Genomic DNA, 13,698 nt, shown 5'->3' on the forward strand with positions numbered 1-13,698 from the left:
GGCGTCAATCCTGGAATATGAGCAGAAAATACGCGAGGAACAGCATCAGATGCACGGCGCCCTGCATCAGGTTCGTTCGGCCACTCGCAAAGGTGATGATGCTGACCGCAAGCGTCAGTATGAGCATCACCAGATCCGTATGCTCCAGTCCCAGGATGACATCATGGTTGCTGAAATGGCTGATGATCAGCATTGCCGGCACGGTCAGGCCAATCGTAGACAGCACCGAACCCAGGAAGATATTCACCGAACGCTGCAGATGGTTCGACATCGCGGCCCGCACGGCGCTGATGGCCTCCGGCGTCGCGACGAGCACGGCCATGATGACGCCGCCAAGAGCGGTTGGTGCCGCCAATGTCTCAATCAGATAGTCGATCGGCCTTGCCAGTTGCTCGACGAGGAACACCACCGGGATCATGTAGGCGACCAGCAGGGCGACGCACAGCCAAAGCGATCCCTCGTGCTCGATCTTTTGATGCGCAGTCCCGTGATATTCACCATCTTCGACGAAATAGTGCTGATGGCGACCGGTCTGCAGGACCAGGAACGCGCCGTAGAGCCCGATGGACATCAAGGCGAGCATCATCTGTTGAATGACGCTGAGCGTCGGCCCGACCGTCGTGCGCGTGAAATCTGGCAGGACAAGGCTCAATGTTGCCAAGGGCACGATAACCCCGAGATAGGCATTGGCGCCTTGCATATTGTGGCGCTGTTCCGGCCGGCGCCACGCCCCCATCAGCAAAGACAGGCCGACCATCCCGTTGAGGATGATCATCACGACCGCAAAAAGCGTGTCTCGCACGAGGGTCGGATTGTTCTCGCCGTGGAACATGACGGCCGAAATGCCGATCACCTCGATGGACGTGATGGCAAGGGTCAGGATCAAGGTGCCATATGGCTCGCCCAGCCGTTCCGCCAGATGCTCGGCGTGGCGTACCACCGACAGCGCAGAGCCTAGCACGACAGCAAAGAGCCAAAGAAAGATCACCACAAGCCATAGGGGATTCGACAAATGCTCGAATATCCGGTCGCCAAATTCAAGAAAGGCAAGTGCCGTCAGCGCGCTGATCGCAAAGAACCATTCGTCGCGAAGGCGGCGCATCAGAGGGGAAGGCTCTGCAGCCATTGTTTGGTTCATGTGATGCACCGTTTGAAAAATGCAGGCTATATAGAAGGCATGAGGCTGGTCGCCCTATATCCTCGTCGGTTGTGTTTCATTCCAGCACTGATCGAAATAGATCGCTATTATATATTTTAGAATGTTCAAATTTATGCTTGCGACAAGCGCCGTCCACGGTCAACAGGACGCTTCTTGCCTCGGCAACTTTAACGAGATTTTCCCATCACTGTCAAACAGTTGGGCACGCGACCGTCGCCCACGATGCATCGCTGCGCCGCGGGCGATATGGGTCGTTCAGCTTAGCCTCCACCGCTGCATGGCAACGGCGCAGATGGGTCGATAAGGCCTTCACTCTGCAGATCGGACCATAACAAAGCCGGTATTGCCTTCCGCGTATAGTCGAGGTTCTCTGCAGTTCCTCAACCGATTGCGCGCCTGGTATGACGCTGACGACAAGGGGATGTCCGAGCGGGAATTGCAGGGCGGCAGCAGGCAGCGCGACGCTGTATCGAGCGCAAACCGCTTCGATCCGGTGAACCCGCTGGAGGATCGGTTTCGGCGCAAGTTTCGTGTTGAACCGGGCGCCGGCAACTGCGCCCGTGGCAAGGATACCGGAACTATACAGGCCTCCGATGATGATCTTGGTGTTACGCTTTTCGCAGAGGGGCAGCAGCGTCGCCAGCGGTTCCTGTTCCAGCAGGGTGTAGCGGCCGGCAAGCAGAAAATAGTCGAAATGCCCGGCGACGACGTTGCGGTCATGCTGATGACCACGGGCTAAATCGATCTGTCGGTCAGCAGCTGGTTTTCTTTTAACCTCAACCCTTCACGCCGGCGCAATCGTCCTCGACGCTTCGACCTCGGAAACAACCGAGGAGGGACTGATCCGCATCGCCAAGTCAGGCCTCAGGAAGAACGCTATCGCCAGGGCGGCGGCCGGCAGGTGTCGTCGGGTGATATTGCAGTTATCCTACAGCGAAATGTTCAACGCCCGATGCCAGGCTTGGTGGTAGCCCTTTAAATCCAGGCGCTGACGCTCGTTATTTCTGGGGGTGCTGGAGGCAACAGGTTTGATACCCGTCAGAAGTGCTGCGCCGAGGCTTGTGCCTGTCGAGCCGGGGAGGGCGATCACCTCGCAGCCCGTTAATGACGAAAGCGCCGTGGCATAAATCTCGTTGAGTGCGAAGGGACCCTCGACAAGAATAGGACCGCTCGCGCCGATCAAGCCCAGGCAGGCCTCCGTCATCAGCGCCAGATAGAGGCCTGCGGCAGCGATCAGCTCGGCAGGGCTTGCGTCTTCGGCGGCAATCCAGCGCCTGTCCTTGCCGGGAAAGGGACCCGAACCGGACATGACGTTCGGAAGGAGCATGATTCCTTTTTCGATGACAGCATCTAGGGCATATCGAGCATCTGCGGACGGAACGTTGCCGATTTCGCCTTGGAGAATTTCGAATTCGCGGCCGCCCATGAAGCGGGATGAAGGCACGGCGCGGCCATAAGCGTCGATGTTGGCGAGCGCATCCCGTGCGGGGTCGAGGTGATCTAGGTCGCCGCCGACAGCGAAGTTGATCACCCATGTGCCGGTCGAGACCACGGAGAAGGGCGGTTCACGCCCGATGAGGTGGGGCAGGAGCGACGCGTTGGAATCGTGGATGCCGCAATAGACGGGGATGTTGCGGGGCAGCCCAATCTGGTTTGCGATCTCAGGCAGCACGGGACCGAGCGCATCGAAGGCAGAGCGCAGCGGTGCCATCCGAGCGCGCAGGCCAAGCGTGTCGATCAGCGAGGAATATTCGCAGGTCCTCGGGCTCCATAGATCCGTATGACATCCGAGCGAGGTCACCTCATTGGCGGCAATCCCGGTTAGCCGCCATGCCCAATATTGCGGATATGTCGTGATCGTCGCGACGTTGGCAAAGCGATCGGGAAACATTGATTGCTGATAGTGCAATTGGGCGCCGAGATTGAGGCCGCCTGAAAGCCTTGGCGAAAAGGTCTCGTCGAAAGGCGGTCTCAAGCCGTCATAGGCATCATTCACCACGTCGGGATAGCGATGTTCGTAGTCCAGGGCCGGGAGCGCAAGGTCGCCCTTTGCGTCGAGCAGGACGGCGGAAGCACCATGGGTCGTGATCGAGATTGCGTCGAAGCCGGGATCAGTCGCAAAGGATATCAGCGCCTCAAGGGTAAACGTCCAAAGACGTTCGAGATCGTAATGCGGATAGATGCCTGACGTGGAGACCGGGTTGGGCGTGCGGACGACACCAATCTCGGCGCCCGTCGTTGCATCGAGCACCACGACCTTGGCATTGGTCTTGCCGATATCGAGAACGGCGACACGACGGAAAGGCCCGGGCGCGGTCATGGCAGATGGAACACCGTCACCAGATCGCTCTGTATCGGCGAATTGTCGGGGTTGCTGGCCATGATGTCAGACATATGTTTCCACCATTTCTTCATGACGGGGTGATCCGGCAGTGCTGCCATTTTGTGATCGGCTGGCCTGCTGAGCACACCGAACAGTATGTTCGTCTCAGGATCGAGATGGATGGAATAGTCGCTGACGCCCGCCTCGTGCAACAGCGCGACCAGTTCTGGCCAGATCTCGTCGTGGCGCTTTCTGTATTCGGCTTCCATGCCTGGGTTGAGCCGCATCTTGAAAGCATGTCGCTCGAGCTTTCCGGTCATTTCGAGCTCATCGTCTTGATCCGCCGCACGATGATCGGGATGGCGATGGTGATGATCAGAAGCAGGCCGATGAAGATCGACATGACGATACCGGGCACATTGAGCAGGCCGAGCCCGAAGGTGACAAGACCCATGACGAAGGCAGCGATGACCACCCCACCGATGGTGCCCGAGCCGCCGAGGATCGAGACGCCGCCAAGAACGACCATGGTCACGACCTCGAGCTCCCATCCCTGCGCGATGGAGGGGCGGGTGGACCCGAGCCGGGAGGTCAGGCAAACGGAGGCAATGCCGCTCATCAACCCCGTGAGCAGGAAAAGGATGAATTTCACGCGCTCGACCGGGATGCCGGAGAAGCGGGCGGCGAAATCATTGTTGCCGATCGTGTAGACCTGCCGGCCAAAATTCGTCGCATGCAGCAGGATCGCGAAGACAACGGCAAGGACCACGAACAGCACGAACTCGAAGGTGAATACCCAGACGACATAACCCTGGCCGAAGAAGGCGAAATCCGCGGGATAATTGCCGTAGGCCTGGTCACCGAGGGCGATATAGGAAATGCCGCGAAACAGGCTCATCGTCCCGATGGTGACGACGATGGAGGGCAGTTTCAGCACGGAAACAAGCAAGCCGTTGAATAGCCCGCAGAGGAGGCCGACACAGAGACCGATGGCGACGAGACCCACCGTGTCGACGCCGGCCTGCGCCGCCGCCCCCATCGCCGTCGAGGCGAGCGCGATGATGGCTGCAACCGATAGATCAATCTCGCCGGCGATGATCAGGAGCGCCATGGCAAAGGCAATCATCGCTTTTTCGGTGAAGTTGTAGGTGGCGTCCGACAGGTTCCAGACGTCGAGGAAATAGGGCGAAGCAATTGAATTGAAAACGAATATCAGGATTGCGACGCCAAGCAGCAGCACCTCCCAGCTTGCAAGCGTGCGCGTGAACGGCGTCCCCAGCCGATCCGGGATGATGCGCTTTTCATGGTGGGTCGCCGGAACGGTGCTCATGCCGTTGCCTCCTTGCCAATCGTCTCCTTGGCAGCCTGATCCCTGAGAATGATGCGGCCGCGATTGCGTTCGCGCCGCGCATTGAAGACGACGGCGAGAATAATGACCGTGCCTGAAATGGCCATTTGCGTGAACGGTGAAATGCCGATCACTGGAAGTGCATTTTTGATCACCCCAAGGAAGAGGGCGCCGAGAACGGTACCTGCAACAGAGCCGACGCCGCCGGCAATCGAAATGCCGCCAATGACGCAGGCCGCGACGCTATCGAGCTCGAAGCCGTTGGCGATGTCGACATAGGCGACGGCGTAGCGCGACACCCAGAGATAGCCGCAGAGGCCCGCAAGCGCGCCGGAAAGCACGAAGGCGAGAAACTTGGTCCAGCCGACATCGACGCCGGCATAGACCGCCGCGACGGGATTGCCGCCCGCCGCGTAGGTCGCGCGGCCGAAGGGCGTATGCCTCAACACAAGATAGATCAGCAGCACGATCACGATGCCGACCCATGCAAGAACCGGCAGGCCGAGAACGACAGTGCGCGGCACATCCAGGAAAGTCTCGGTCATCTGATGGGCGTTGACCCAGGCGCCGCCGGAAAGAACGAAAGCCATGCCACGATAGATCGTCAGCGTGCCGAGCGTCACCACAATCGGCGGCATTTCCAGCGCCCAGACCAGGTAGCCGTTGATTGCACCAAGAAAGGCCCCGATGGCGATTGCAGCGACGACGAGGAAGATCAGCGGCAGGCCGGGAAATGCGGCGTTCATCATGGCAATGGCCATGCCGGTGAAGGCAAGGTTTGCGGCCACCGAAAGGTCGATCGACTTTGTCAGGATAACAGTGGTTTGCGCCAGCGCCAGGATGATCAGGATCGATGTGTCGTTGAAGATGTTGACGAGGTTGGCCGGCTCGGCAAAGCCTGTTGCACGCGTCGCGAAACCTGCGATCATCGCAATGATGATGGCGAGAAGCAGCGTTTCGCGTTTTTTCAAGAGACGTAGCATGCGGCTGCTCCTATGCATTGCCCGTGGCGGCACGAACCAGCGTTTCCGGCGCCAGCGCTGCGCGCTCGAACAATCCTACCGATAGACCTTCCTTCATCACCAGCACACGGTCGGACATGCCGATGATCTCGGGGAGTTCGGAAGAAATCATGATGATCGAGAGGCCCTCGGCGGCCAGCTCGCCGATGAAGGCGTGAACGGCCGCCTTGGAGCCGATGTCGATGCCTTTGGTCGGCTCATCGAGAATGATGACCTTCGGCTGCGTCGCCAGCCATTTGCCGATCACCACCTTCTGCTGGTTGCCGCCCGAAAGGGTGCCGACCGGGACGGACAGGGATGCGGCGCGCAGATCGAGCCGCTCGGCATATTTGCGTGCCAGCGCCAGTTCGTTGGCAGCCTTCAGGAAGCCGCGACGGGAGGTGCGCAGCAGCGAGGGCAGCGACATGTTCTGATAGATCGGCATCGGCAGCGCCAGACCATGGCGGCCGCGCTCTTCCGGCACGTAGACGATGCCGGCGCGGATGGCGTCCTGTGGAGAGTGGATCTGGATTTCGCGTCCTTCGAGTGTCAGCCGGCCGGAAAGCGGACGGGTGATGCCAAATAGCGACTGGCAAAGTTCTGACCGTCCGGCGCCGATCAGGCCATAGACGCCGAGAATCTCGCCGCGGTTGAGCTTGAAGGAAATGTCGCGGAATTCGGTTCGGTGGCAGTATTTTTCGACATTGAGCACGGTGTCGCCGATTGCGACTGTTACCTTCGGGAACACGTCCTTGACGTCGCGCCCGACCATCATGCGGACGATCTCATCCTGCGGCGTCTCCTTGAGGCGTCCGTGCCCCACATCGCGGCCATCTCGGAAGACGGAGAAGTTGTCGGCGATTTCATAGACTTCGTCGAACTTGTGGCTGATGAAAAGGATCGCCTTGCCCTTTGCCTTCAGTCCCTCGACGATGCGAAAAAGATCGTCGATCTCCTTGCGCGAGAGCGCGGCGGTGGGCTCGTCCATAATGACGATGCGCGCCTCGATCGACAATGCGCGGGCGATGGCCACCAGATGGCGCTGGGCAATGGAGAGATCCTTCAGGCGCGTCGTCGGGTCGATCGTGCTTTCGAGCGATTCCAGCAGGGCTCTCGCCCGGCCGTTCATCGTCTTCCAGTCTATCGTTCGCCAAGCGGTGCGCGGCGCATGACCCAGAAAGATGTTCTCGGCAACCGTCAGTTCGTCGAAGAGCACGGTTTCCTGATGGATGGCGGTCACGCCGGCGTCGATGGCAGCCTGTGCGCTTGAGAAGGTGATCGGTTTGCCGTCGACGAGGATTTCGCCTTCGTTCGGGCGGTAGATGCCGGTCAGGATCTTGACGAGAGTGGATTTCCCGGCACCGTTTTCACCGATCAGCGCGGTGACTTTGCCCGGGTAGAGCGAGATGCTGACATTGTCGAGCGCCTTCACTCCGGGGAATATCTGCGAAATGCCGCGCATTTCCAGAATGGCCGTTTCGGCAGCAGGCGGGGCATCCGCGACGGAATGTTGAACGGCGGTGGTCATCAGCACTTTACCGGCTATCGATTTCTGTCCCGGCGGCGCAAGCCGCCGGGTAGTGATGCGATTTCGAACTTAAGGATCAGAATACCTTGGAGAACTGATCGATGTTCGAAGCATTGTAGATGAACGGGTCGGCCATCGCGGCTTCGCCGTTGGCGCCGACCTTGATCGTGCCCATGCGGCCGGCTTTGATTTCGCTGCCCGGCTTGCCGTCGGTTTCACCCTTGACGATGCGGTAGGCGATTTGGATCGTCGAGTAGCCAAGGTCGATCGGATTCCAGATCGCGAATTCCTTCGTCGCGCCGGACTTGATCGCGCCGGCCATTTCAGACGGCAGGCCGAGACCGGTCACGTAGACCTTGCCGATCTTGCCAGCATCCTTGACCGCCTGCGAGGCCGCGAGAACGCCAACGGTCGTCGGAGCGACAATGACCTTGACTTCCGGATGCGAGGTCAGGATGCCCTGGGCTTCGCGGTAGCTCTTGTCCGAAAGGTCGTCGCCATAGACCGTCGTGACGAGATTGAGGCCTGGAAAGTCCTTCATCTGCTTCTTCATTTCGCCAATCCAGACGTTCTGGTTGGTCGACGTGGTCGTAGCCGACAGGATGGCGAAGTCGCCCTTGCCACCATCGAGGTGATCCTTGACCAGCGTCAGGCACATCTTGCCGATGAGCTCGTTGGACGACGGGTTGAGCTGTAGGATACGGCCGGCAGGCGCGACGCCCGAGTCAAACGAGATCACCTTGATGCCGCGCTGCGTTGCCTTCTTCAGGGCAGGAACGACGGCGTCGGGGTCGTTGGCCGAGATCGCGATGGCGTCGACGCCCTGGGCGATCAGCGAGTTGATGACCTCGATCTGGCCTTCAGCGGTCGTGGTCGTCGGGCCGGTATAAATCACCTTCACGCCGCCGAGATCCTTGGCGGCCTCTTCCGCGCCCTTGTTGGCGGCTTCGAAGAAGCCGTTGCCGAGCGATTTGACGACGAGACCGATCTTGATGTCCTTGGCACTTGCCGTGCCTGCCATCAGCGCTGCGGCCAGCGCTACGCCGATTGCCAGTTTCTTTGCAATATTCATGTTCATCCTCCCACGTTGATAAGACTTAACCACGCCTCTCCGGTGCGCCTCACGCAACCGACGATGCATCCTCCTTGCCCGACTGCGCCGCCACACTCGCGATCACGAGCACAACGCCTGCGTCTTCGATCATTCTGACGGACTCCTCCGGGATTCCGTCGTCTGTAATGATGGTTGTCACCCGATCGAGCGGGCAGAGTATGAGGCTCGATCGCCGGTGAAACTTGCTGCTGTCGACCATCACCACAAGTTCGTCGGCCTGGTGCATCAGCTTTTGCTCGCTCTGGATAATGAGCGCGTCAGCTTCCATGATGCCGAGTGGGCCTACGCCTTGTGCGCCGATGAACATGCGTCGCGCGTAGAAATTGCGGATGGTGTCATTATCGAACGGAGACAGGATCAGGCTCTGTTCGCGATAGATAGCGCCGCCTGGAACGGTCACCGAATTCTTCGAATGCTTGACGAGATGTTCGGCAATCGCAAAGGAGTTGGTCATCACCTGCAACCGGTGAGCGGCCATGAAATGCACCATCTGGAACGTCGTCGTTCCACCATTGATGATGATCGCGTCACCTTGGGCGCAAAGCTCGACCGCCTGGCGTGCAATTGCGCGCTTCTTGTCGATGTTGACTGATTCTGAGACCCGAAAGGGCCGGCCGGCAAGATTGCCGAGCTGTGGTGGATGGACCGCTTCGGCGCCGCCACGCACGCGCCTGATCTTGCCCTGGACATGCAGCGCTGCGATGTCACGCCGGATCGTCGCCTCGGAAGCCTCGGTCAATTCAGAAATATCCTGAACTGTCACGACGGACTTTTCCTGTACGGCGCTCAATATGATGCGATGGCGTTCGCGTTCGTGCATTGTCTCCTCCTGTCCCGTTTATTTCGTATCCCTGTTCAGGTGTCAATCACAAACGATCAAAAACTTTCATACTGCGCTGCAACATAATCGATTATGAGCGTTTTCGATTGACAACATGACTTTCACTGAGCGATACCGTCCAGCAAAGGCCGTCGTCATTTCGGATGATGCGTCAAGAATATTTCGTATGGGAGGATGACATGGCGGCTGAAGTCCGGCTTCTGGATAACCGTTGGGATGATCGCTACGCAGCAGGCCTGGATGAGCCCGGCAAGCTGCTTTATCGCTCGAATCTTCTTGGCGCAGATAAGCGCATCACCAATTACGGCGGCGGGAATACTTCGGCCAAGGTGATGGAAGCCGATCCGCTCACCGGTGAAAAGGTGAAGATTCTCTGGGTGAAGGGTTCGGGCGGCGACGTCGGCACCATCAAGCTCGACGGCTTTGCGACGCTTTATCAGGAGAAGCTCGAGTCGCTGAAAGGCATCTACAAGGGTGTGGAAGATGAGGACCGCATGGTCGGCTTTCTTCCGCATTGCACCTTCAATCTGAACGGCCGCGCTGCCTCGATCGACACGCCGTTGCATGGTTTCGTTCCGTTCACGCATGTCGATCATATGCATCCGGACGCAATCATCGCCATCGCAGCCTCGAAAAATTCGAAAGAGCTCACGCAGCAGATTTTCGGCGATGACATCGGATGGCTTCCCTGGCGCCGTCCCGGTTTTCAGCTCGGCCTCGACCTTGGCGCCTTCGTCAAGGATCACCCGAATGCCAAGGGCGTCGTGCTCGAAAGCCACGGCCTGTTTACCTGGGCAAACGACGCCAAGGTCTGTTACGAGTTGACGCTCGACATCATCAACAAGGCGATCCAGTGGTTTGCGGCCAAGACCGAAGGCAAGACGATCTTCGGCGGTGCCGCAGTCCAGAGCCTGCCGACAGCTGAACGCCGCGCCATCGCTGCGCGCCTGATGCCTGAAATCCGCGGTCGGATCGGCAAGGCGGAGCGCAAGCTCGGCCATTTCGATGATCAGGACGCTGTTCTCGAATTCGTCAATTCGAAAAATCTGCAGCCGCTCGGCGCACTCGGCACCAGCTGCCCGGACCATTTCCTGCGCACCAAGATCCGACCGCTGCTCGTCGATTTCGATCCCGCCAAGCCGGATGTCGATGCTATCGTCGCCGGCCTTGACAAGGCGCTTGAGGATTACCGCGCCGACTATGCGCGCTACTACGACGACTGCAAGCATGACAACTCGCCAGCCATGCGCGATGCCAATCCGGTCATCTTCCTGGTTCCCGGCGTCGGCATGCTCTCGTTTGCTCGCGACAAGGCCACGGCCCGCATCGCCAGCGAGTTCTACGTCAACGCCATCAACGTCATGCGTGGCGCGTCGACCGTTTCCGAATATCAGGGTCTGCCCGAGCAGGAAGCATTCGACATCGAATACTGGCTTCTCGAGGAAGCAAAGCTTCAGCGCACGCCGAAGCCAAAGAGCCTTGCCGGCCGGGTTGCATTCGTCACCGGCGGTGCCGGCGGCATCGGGCGCGCGACGGCGGCGCGGCTGATCAAAGAGGGCGCCTGCGTGGTACTGGCTGACATCGACCAGACGGCGCTTGAAAGCACTGAGGATGATTTCATCAAGACATACGGCGCGGATGCAGTGCGCAGCGTCAAGCTCGATGTGACCAAGGAAGACGCGGTGATCTCATCCTTTATCGAAGCCTGCGTCGAATTCGGCGGCATCGACATCCTGGTCTCGAACGCCGGCATTGCCTCGTCGGCGCCGATCGAGACCACCGAGCTTTCGATGTGGAACCGCAACATGGATATCCTGGCAACGGGTTATTTCCTGGTGTCGCGCGAGGCGTTCCGGCTATTCCGCCGCCAGAATATCGGCGGCAATGTTGTCTTCGTCGCTTCGAAAAACGGGCTGGCGTCTTCGCCGAATGCCGCTGCCTATTGCACCGCCAAGGCCGCCGAGATCCATCTTGCCCGCTGCCTGGCGCTCGAAGGCGCGGAAGCCGGCATTCGGGTCAATACGGTCAATCCTGACGCCGTACTGCGCGGCTCGAAAATCTGGAACGGCGAATGGCGCGAGCAGCGGGCCGCCTCCTCGAAGATCGAGATCGATGATCTGGAGGAACATTACCGCAAGCGGTCGATGCTGAAGCTCAATGTCTTTCCGGAAGATATCGCCGAGGCGATCTACTTCCTGGCATCAGACGTTTCCGCCAAGTCGACCGGCAACATCATCAATGTCGACGCCGGTAACGCGCAGAGCTTTACGCGCTGATCCCACGGCTTCGGGGTTTGCGGTCGGTCCGGGAAGAGGCCGATCGCACCCTAAAATAACTGACCTTTTCGGGAGGAAATCATGACCGATCTGAAAATCGCGTCCGATGTTGTGGCACAGGAAAACGATCGACGCGCCACCGCGCTCAAATCCGACTACGAGGCGCTCGGCAGCACGCTTGCTCGTCGCGGCGTCGACATCGAGGCGGTCACGAAGAAGGTTTCGGAGTTCTTTGTTGCCGTGCCGTCATGGGGCGTGGGGACTGGCGGCACACGTTTCGCCCGTTTTCCGGGCAGCGGCGAGCCGCGCGGCATCTTCGACAAGCTGGACGATTGCTCGGTGATCAACCAGTTGACCCAAGCGACCCCGACCGTGTCGTTGCACATTCCGTGGGACAAGATGGACGCGAGAGAACTGAAGGCAAAAGGCGATAGCCTCGGCCTCGGCTTCGACGCGATGAATTCCAATACCTTCTCTGACGCGCCGGGGCAGGCACATTCCTACAAATACGGTTCGCTGAGCCATGTCGACGCTGCAACCCGTGCGCAAGCTGTGGAGCACAATATCGAGTGCATCGAGATCGGAAAGGCGCTTGGTTCAAAGGCGCTGACGGTCTGGATCGGCGACGGTTCCAACTTCCCCGGACAGAGCAATTTTACCAAGGCGTTCGAGCGCTATCTTGCGTCTATGGCAGACGTGTACAAAGCGCTGCCAGACGACTGGCGGATTTTTTCGGAACACAAGATGTACGAGCCGGCCTTCTATTCGACCATCGTGCAGGACTGGGGCACGAACTATCTGATCGCGCAGACGCTTGGTCCGAAAGCTTTCTGCCTTGTCGATCTCGGCCATCACGCGCCGAACACCAATATCGAGATGATCGTCGCGCGGCTGATCCAGTTCGAGAAGCTCGGAGGTTTCCATTTCAACGATTCGAAGTATGGCGACGACGATCTGGATGCCGGCGCCATCGAGCCCTATCGTTTGTTCCTCGTCTTCAACGAGTTGGTCGATGCGGAATATCGCAGCGTCAAGGGCTTTCATCCGGCGCATATGATCGATCAGTCGCATAATGTCACCGACCCGATCGAAAGCCTGATCTCGAGCGCCAACGAAATTCGCCGTGCTTACGCCCAGGCGTTGATCGTCGACCGCAAGGCGCTGTCGGGGTATCAGGACACGAACGACGCGTTGATGGCCTCGGAAACCTTGAAGCGCGCCTACCGCGCCGATGTCGAGCCAATTCTTGCCGAAGCCCGTCGTCGAGCCGGGGGCGCAATCGATCCGGTCGCGACCTATCGCGCCAGCGGATACCGCAAAAAGGTCTCCGCCGAGCGTCCGGCTTCCGCAGCAGGCAGCGGCGGCATTATCTGAAGACAAACAAAAAGGGCCGCTCGAAAGCGGCCCTCCATGAGTTTGGCCTTGTGAAAGACCCGGATCGTCTGTGCGACCCGCAGGAAGGTGGGTTCAGATCGAGGGCTGCCTCGTTCCCTTCACCACAATTCCCATGTCTATCACGAGTACCGAAATCTCATTAGACATTGGATCACCTTCCTTTCGTTCTGTTTCAGATGAGGTGAAGATAATCCGATTCTCTCTGCATGCAAGACCGGCGAAGAGAATTTGTAACTTGCGGACGAGGGCATCTAACAGGCTGTTGAAAAGGCCCTGGCGTGAAGACTTTGGTCGTGATTCACTGGCTTTGTCGAGATTCGGAGTTGATGGATGCGCGGCGGCGATGTGAGGACGGGTCAACTCTTCAGCTATGTCGATCTGGAGGATCGTGTTCGTCGTGATCATCCGCTGCGGGCAATACGGCAGATCGTGAACGACGCGCTCGTTTTGCTGGAACGGGAGTTTGCAGCGCTCTATTCACCGATCGGGCGGCCATCGATCGCACCTGAGAAGCTTCTGCGCGCCATGCTTTTGCAAGCCTTCTATTCGATCCGTTCTGAGCGGCTTTTGATGGAGCGGCTGGAATATGACCTTCTGTTCCGCTGGTTCGTCGACATTGGGATTGACGATCCAGCTTGGGACCATTCGGTGTTTTCGAAGAACCGCGACCGGTTGCTGGAAGGCGACATCGCTGCGAAGTTCCTGGGTGCGAT

General features: G+C 59.0%; 12 protein-coding genes. 3 read left to right on the forward strand and 9 right to left on the reverse strand.

What is annotated here, in order from left to right; all coding sequences use genetic code 11:
- Positions 1 to 4: 4 nt before the first annotated feature.
- From CPY51_RS29770 to CPY51_RS29810, 9 genes are all read right to left on the reverse strand, one after another.
- Complete coding sequence (locus CPY51_RS29770) at positions 5 to 1,138, reverse strand: calcium:cation antiporter (protein WP_111163974.1); 1,134 nt, start codon at positions 1,136 to 1,138, stop codon at positions 5 to 7.
- Between the two features lie 211 nt (positions 1,139 to 1,349).
- Positions 1,350 to 1,904, reverse strand: a complete 555-nt coding sequence (locus tag CPY51_RS29775; RefSeq protein ID WP_206607269.1) for an aldo/keto reductase — start codon at positions 1,902 to 1,904, stop codon at positions 1,350 to 1,352.
- A 183-nt stretch (positions 1,905 to 2,087) separates the two neighbouring features.
- Complete coding sequence (locus tag CPY51_RS29780) at positions 2,088 to 3,479, reverse strand: FGGY-family carbohydrate kinase (RefSeq protein ID WP_111163975.1); 1,392 nt, start codon at positions 3,477 to 3,479, stop codon at positions 2,088 to 2,090.
- A complete protein-coding gene (gene rhaM / locus CPY51_RS29785) occupies positions 3,476 to 3,802 on the reverse strand; it encodes an L-rhamnose mutarotase (protein ID WP_111163976.1) in 327 nt (108 codons plus the stop codon). Before rhaM ends, CPY51_RS29780 begins: the two co-directional genes overlap by 4 nt.
- Positions 3,799 to 4,812, reverse strand: a complete 1,014-nt coding sequence (locus CPY51_RS29790; RefSeq protein WP_111163977.1) for an ABC transporter permease — start codon at positions 4,810 to 4,812, stop codon at positions 3,799 to 3,801. The genes rhaM and CPY51_RS29790 overlap by 4 nt, the downstream gene beginning before the upstream one ends.
- Positions 4,809 to 5,813 carry an ABC transporter permease gene (locus CPY51_RS29795; protein ID WP_111163978.1) on the reverse strand — a complete coding sequence of 335 codons (1,005 nt, stop codon included), beginning with the start codon at positions 5,811 to 5,813 and terminating at the stop codon, positions 4,809 to 4,811. Before CPY51_RS29795 ends, CPY51_RS29790 begins: the two co-directional genes overlap by 4 nt.
- A gap of 10 nt (positions 5,814 to 5,823) precedes the next feature.
- Positions 5,824 to 7,359 carry a sugar ABC transporter ATP-binding protein gene (locus tag CPY51_RS29800; RefSeq protein ID WP_111163988.1) on the reverse strand — a complete coding sequence of 512 codons (1,536 nt, stop codon included), beginning with the start codon at positions 7,357 to 7,359 and terminating at the stop codon, positions 5,824 to 5,826.
- Between the two features lie 76 nt (positions 7,360 to 7,435).
- The gene (gene rhaS, locus CPY51_RS29805; protein ID WP_111163979.1) at positions 7,436 to 8,431 is read right to left on the reverse strand and encodes a rhamnose ABC transporter substrate-binding protein; all 996 of its coding nucleotides are present in this window, start codon (positions 8,429 to 8,431) and stop codon (positions 7,436 to 7,438) included.
- Between the two features lie 49 nt (positions 8,432 to 8,480).
- Positions 8,481 to 9,293, reverse strand: coding sequence for a DeoR/GlpR family DNA-binding transcription regulator (locus CPY51_RS29810; protein WP_111163980.1), 813 nt, complete (start codon positions 9,291 to 9,293; stop codon positions 8,481 to 8,483).
- Between the two features lie 200 nt (positions 9,294 to 9,493).
- Between CPY51_RS29810 and CPY51_RS29815 the strand changes: the two genes are divergently transcribed.
- From CPY51_RS29815 to CPY51_RS29825, 3 genes are all read left to right on the forward strand, one after another.
- Positions 9,494 to 11,590 carry a bifunctional rhamnulose-1-phosphate aldolase/short-chain dehydrogenase gene (locus tag CPY51_RS29815; protein ID WP_111163981.1) on the forward strand — a complete coding sequence of 699 codons (2,097 nt, stop codon included), beginning with the start codon at positions 9,494 to 9,496 and terminating at the stop codon, positions 11,588 to 11,590.
- Positions 11,591 to 11,671: 81 nt separating this feature from the next.
- Complete coding sequence (rhaI, locus tag CPY51_RS29820; RefSeq protein ID WP_111163982.1) at positions 11,672 to 12,964, forward strand: L-rhamnose catabolism isomerase; 1,293 nt, start codon at positions 11,672 to 11,674, stop codon at positions 12,962 to 12,964.
- 351 nt (positions 12,965 to 13,315) lie between these two features.
- A partial coding sequence (locus CPY51_RS29825) for a transposase (RefSeq protein ID WP_146260195.1) occupies positions 13,316 to 13,698 on the forward strand: 383 nt, incomplete at its 3' end.

Origin of the sequence: Arminella tubonensis (assembly GCF_003240585.1) — a bacterium.
Lineage (GTDB): Bacteria > Pseudomonadota > Alphaproteobacteria > Rhizobiales > Rhizobiaceae > Rhizobium > Rhizobium tubonense.

Excerpts from the sequence above, each read along its gene's own strand:
- CPY51_RS29770 (WP_111163974.1), bottom strand. The coding sequence starts at position 1,138 with ATGAACCAAACAATGGCTGCAGAGCCTTCCCCTCTGATGCGCCGCCTT.
- CPY51_RS29780 (WP_111163975.1), bottom strand. The coding sequence starts at position 3,479 with ATGACCGCGCCCGGGCCTTTCCGTCGTGTCGCCGTTCTCGATATCGGC.
- rhaM (WP_111163976.1), bottom strand. The coding sequence starts at position 3,802 with ATGACCGGAAAGCTCGAGCGACATGCTTTCAAGATGCGGCTCAACCCA.
- CPY51_RS29790 (WP_111163977.1), bottom strand. The coding sequence starts at position 4,812 with ATGAGCACCGTTCCGGCGACCCACCATGAAAAGCGCATCATCCCGGAT.
- CPY51_RS29795 (WP_111163978.1), bottom strand. The coding sequence starts at position 5,813 with ATGCTACGTCTCTTGAAAAAACGCGAAACGCTGCTTCTCGCCATCATC.
- CPY51_RS29800 (WP_111163988.1), bottom strand. The coding sequence starts at position 7,359 with ATGACCACCGCCGTTCAACATTCCGTCGCGGATGCCCCGCCTGCTGCC.
- rhaS (WP_111163979.1), bottom strand. The coding sequence starts at position 8,431 with ATGAATATTGCAAAGAAACTGGCAATCGGCGTAGCGCTGGCCGCAGCG.
- CPY51_RS29810 (WP_111163980.1), bottom strand. The coding sequence starts at position 9,293 with ATGCACGAACGCGAACGCCATCGCATCATATTGAGCGCCGTACAGGAA.
- CPY51_RS29815 (WP_111163981.1), top strand. The coding sequence starts at position 9,494 with ATGGCGGCTGAAGTCCGGCTTCTGGATAACCGTTGGGATGATCGCTAC.
- rhaI (WP_111163982.1), top strand. The coding sequence starts at position 11,672 with ATGACCGATCTGAAAATCGCGTCCGATGTTGTGGCACAGGAAAACGAT.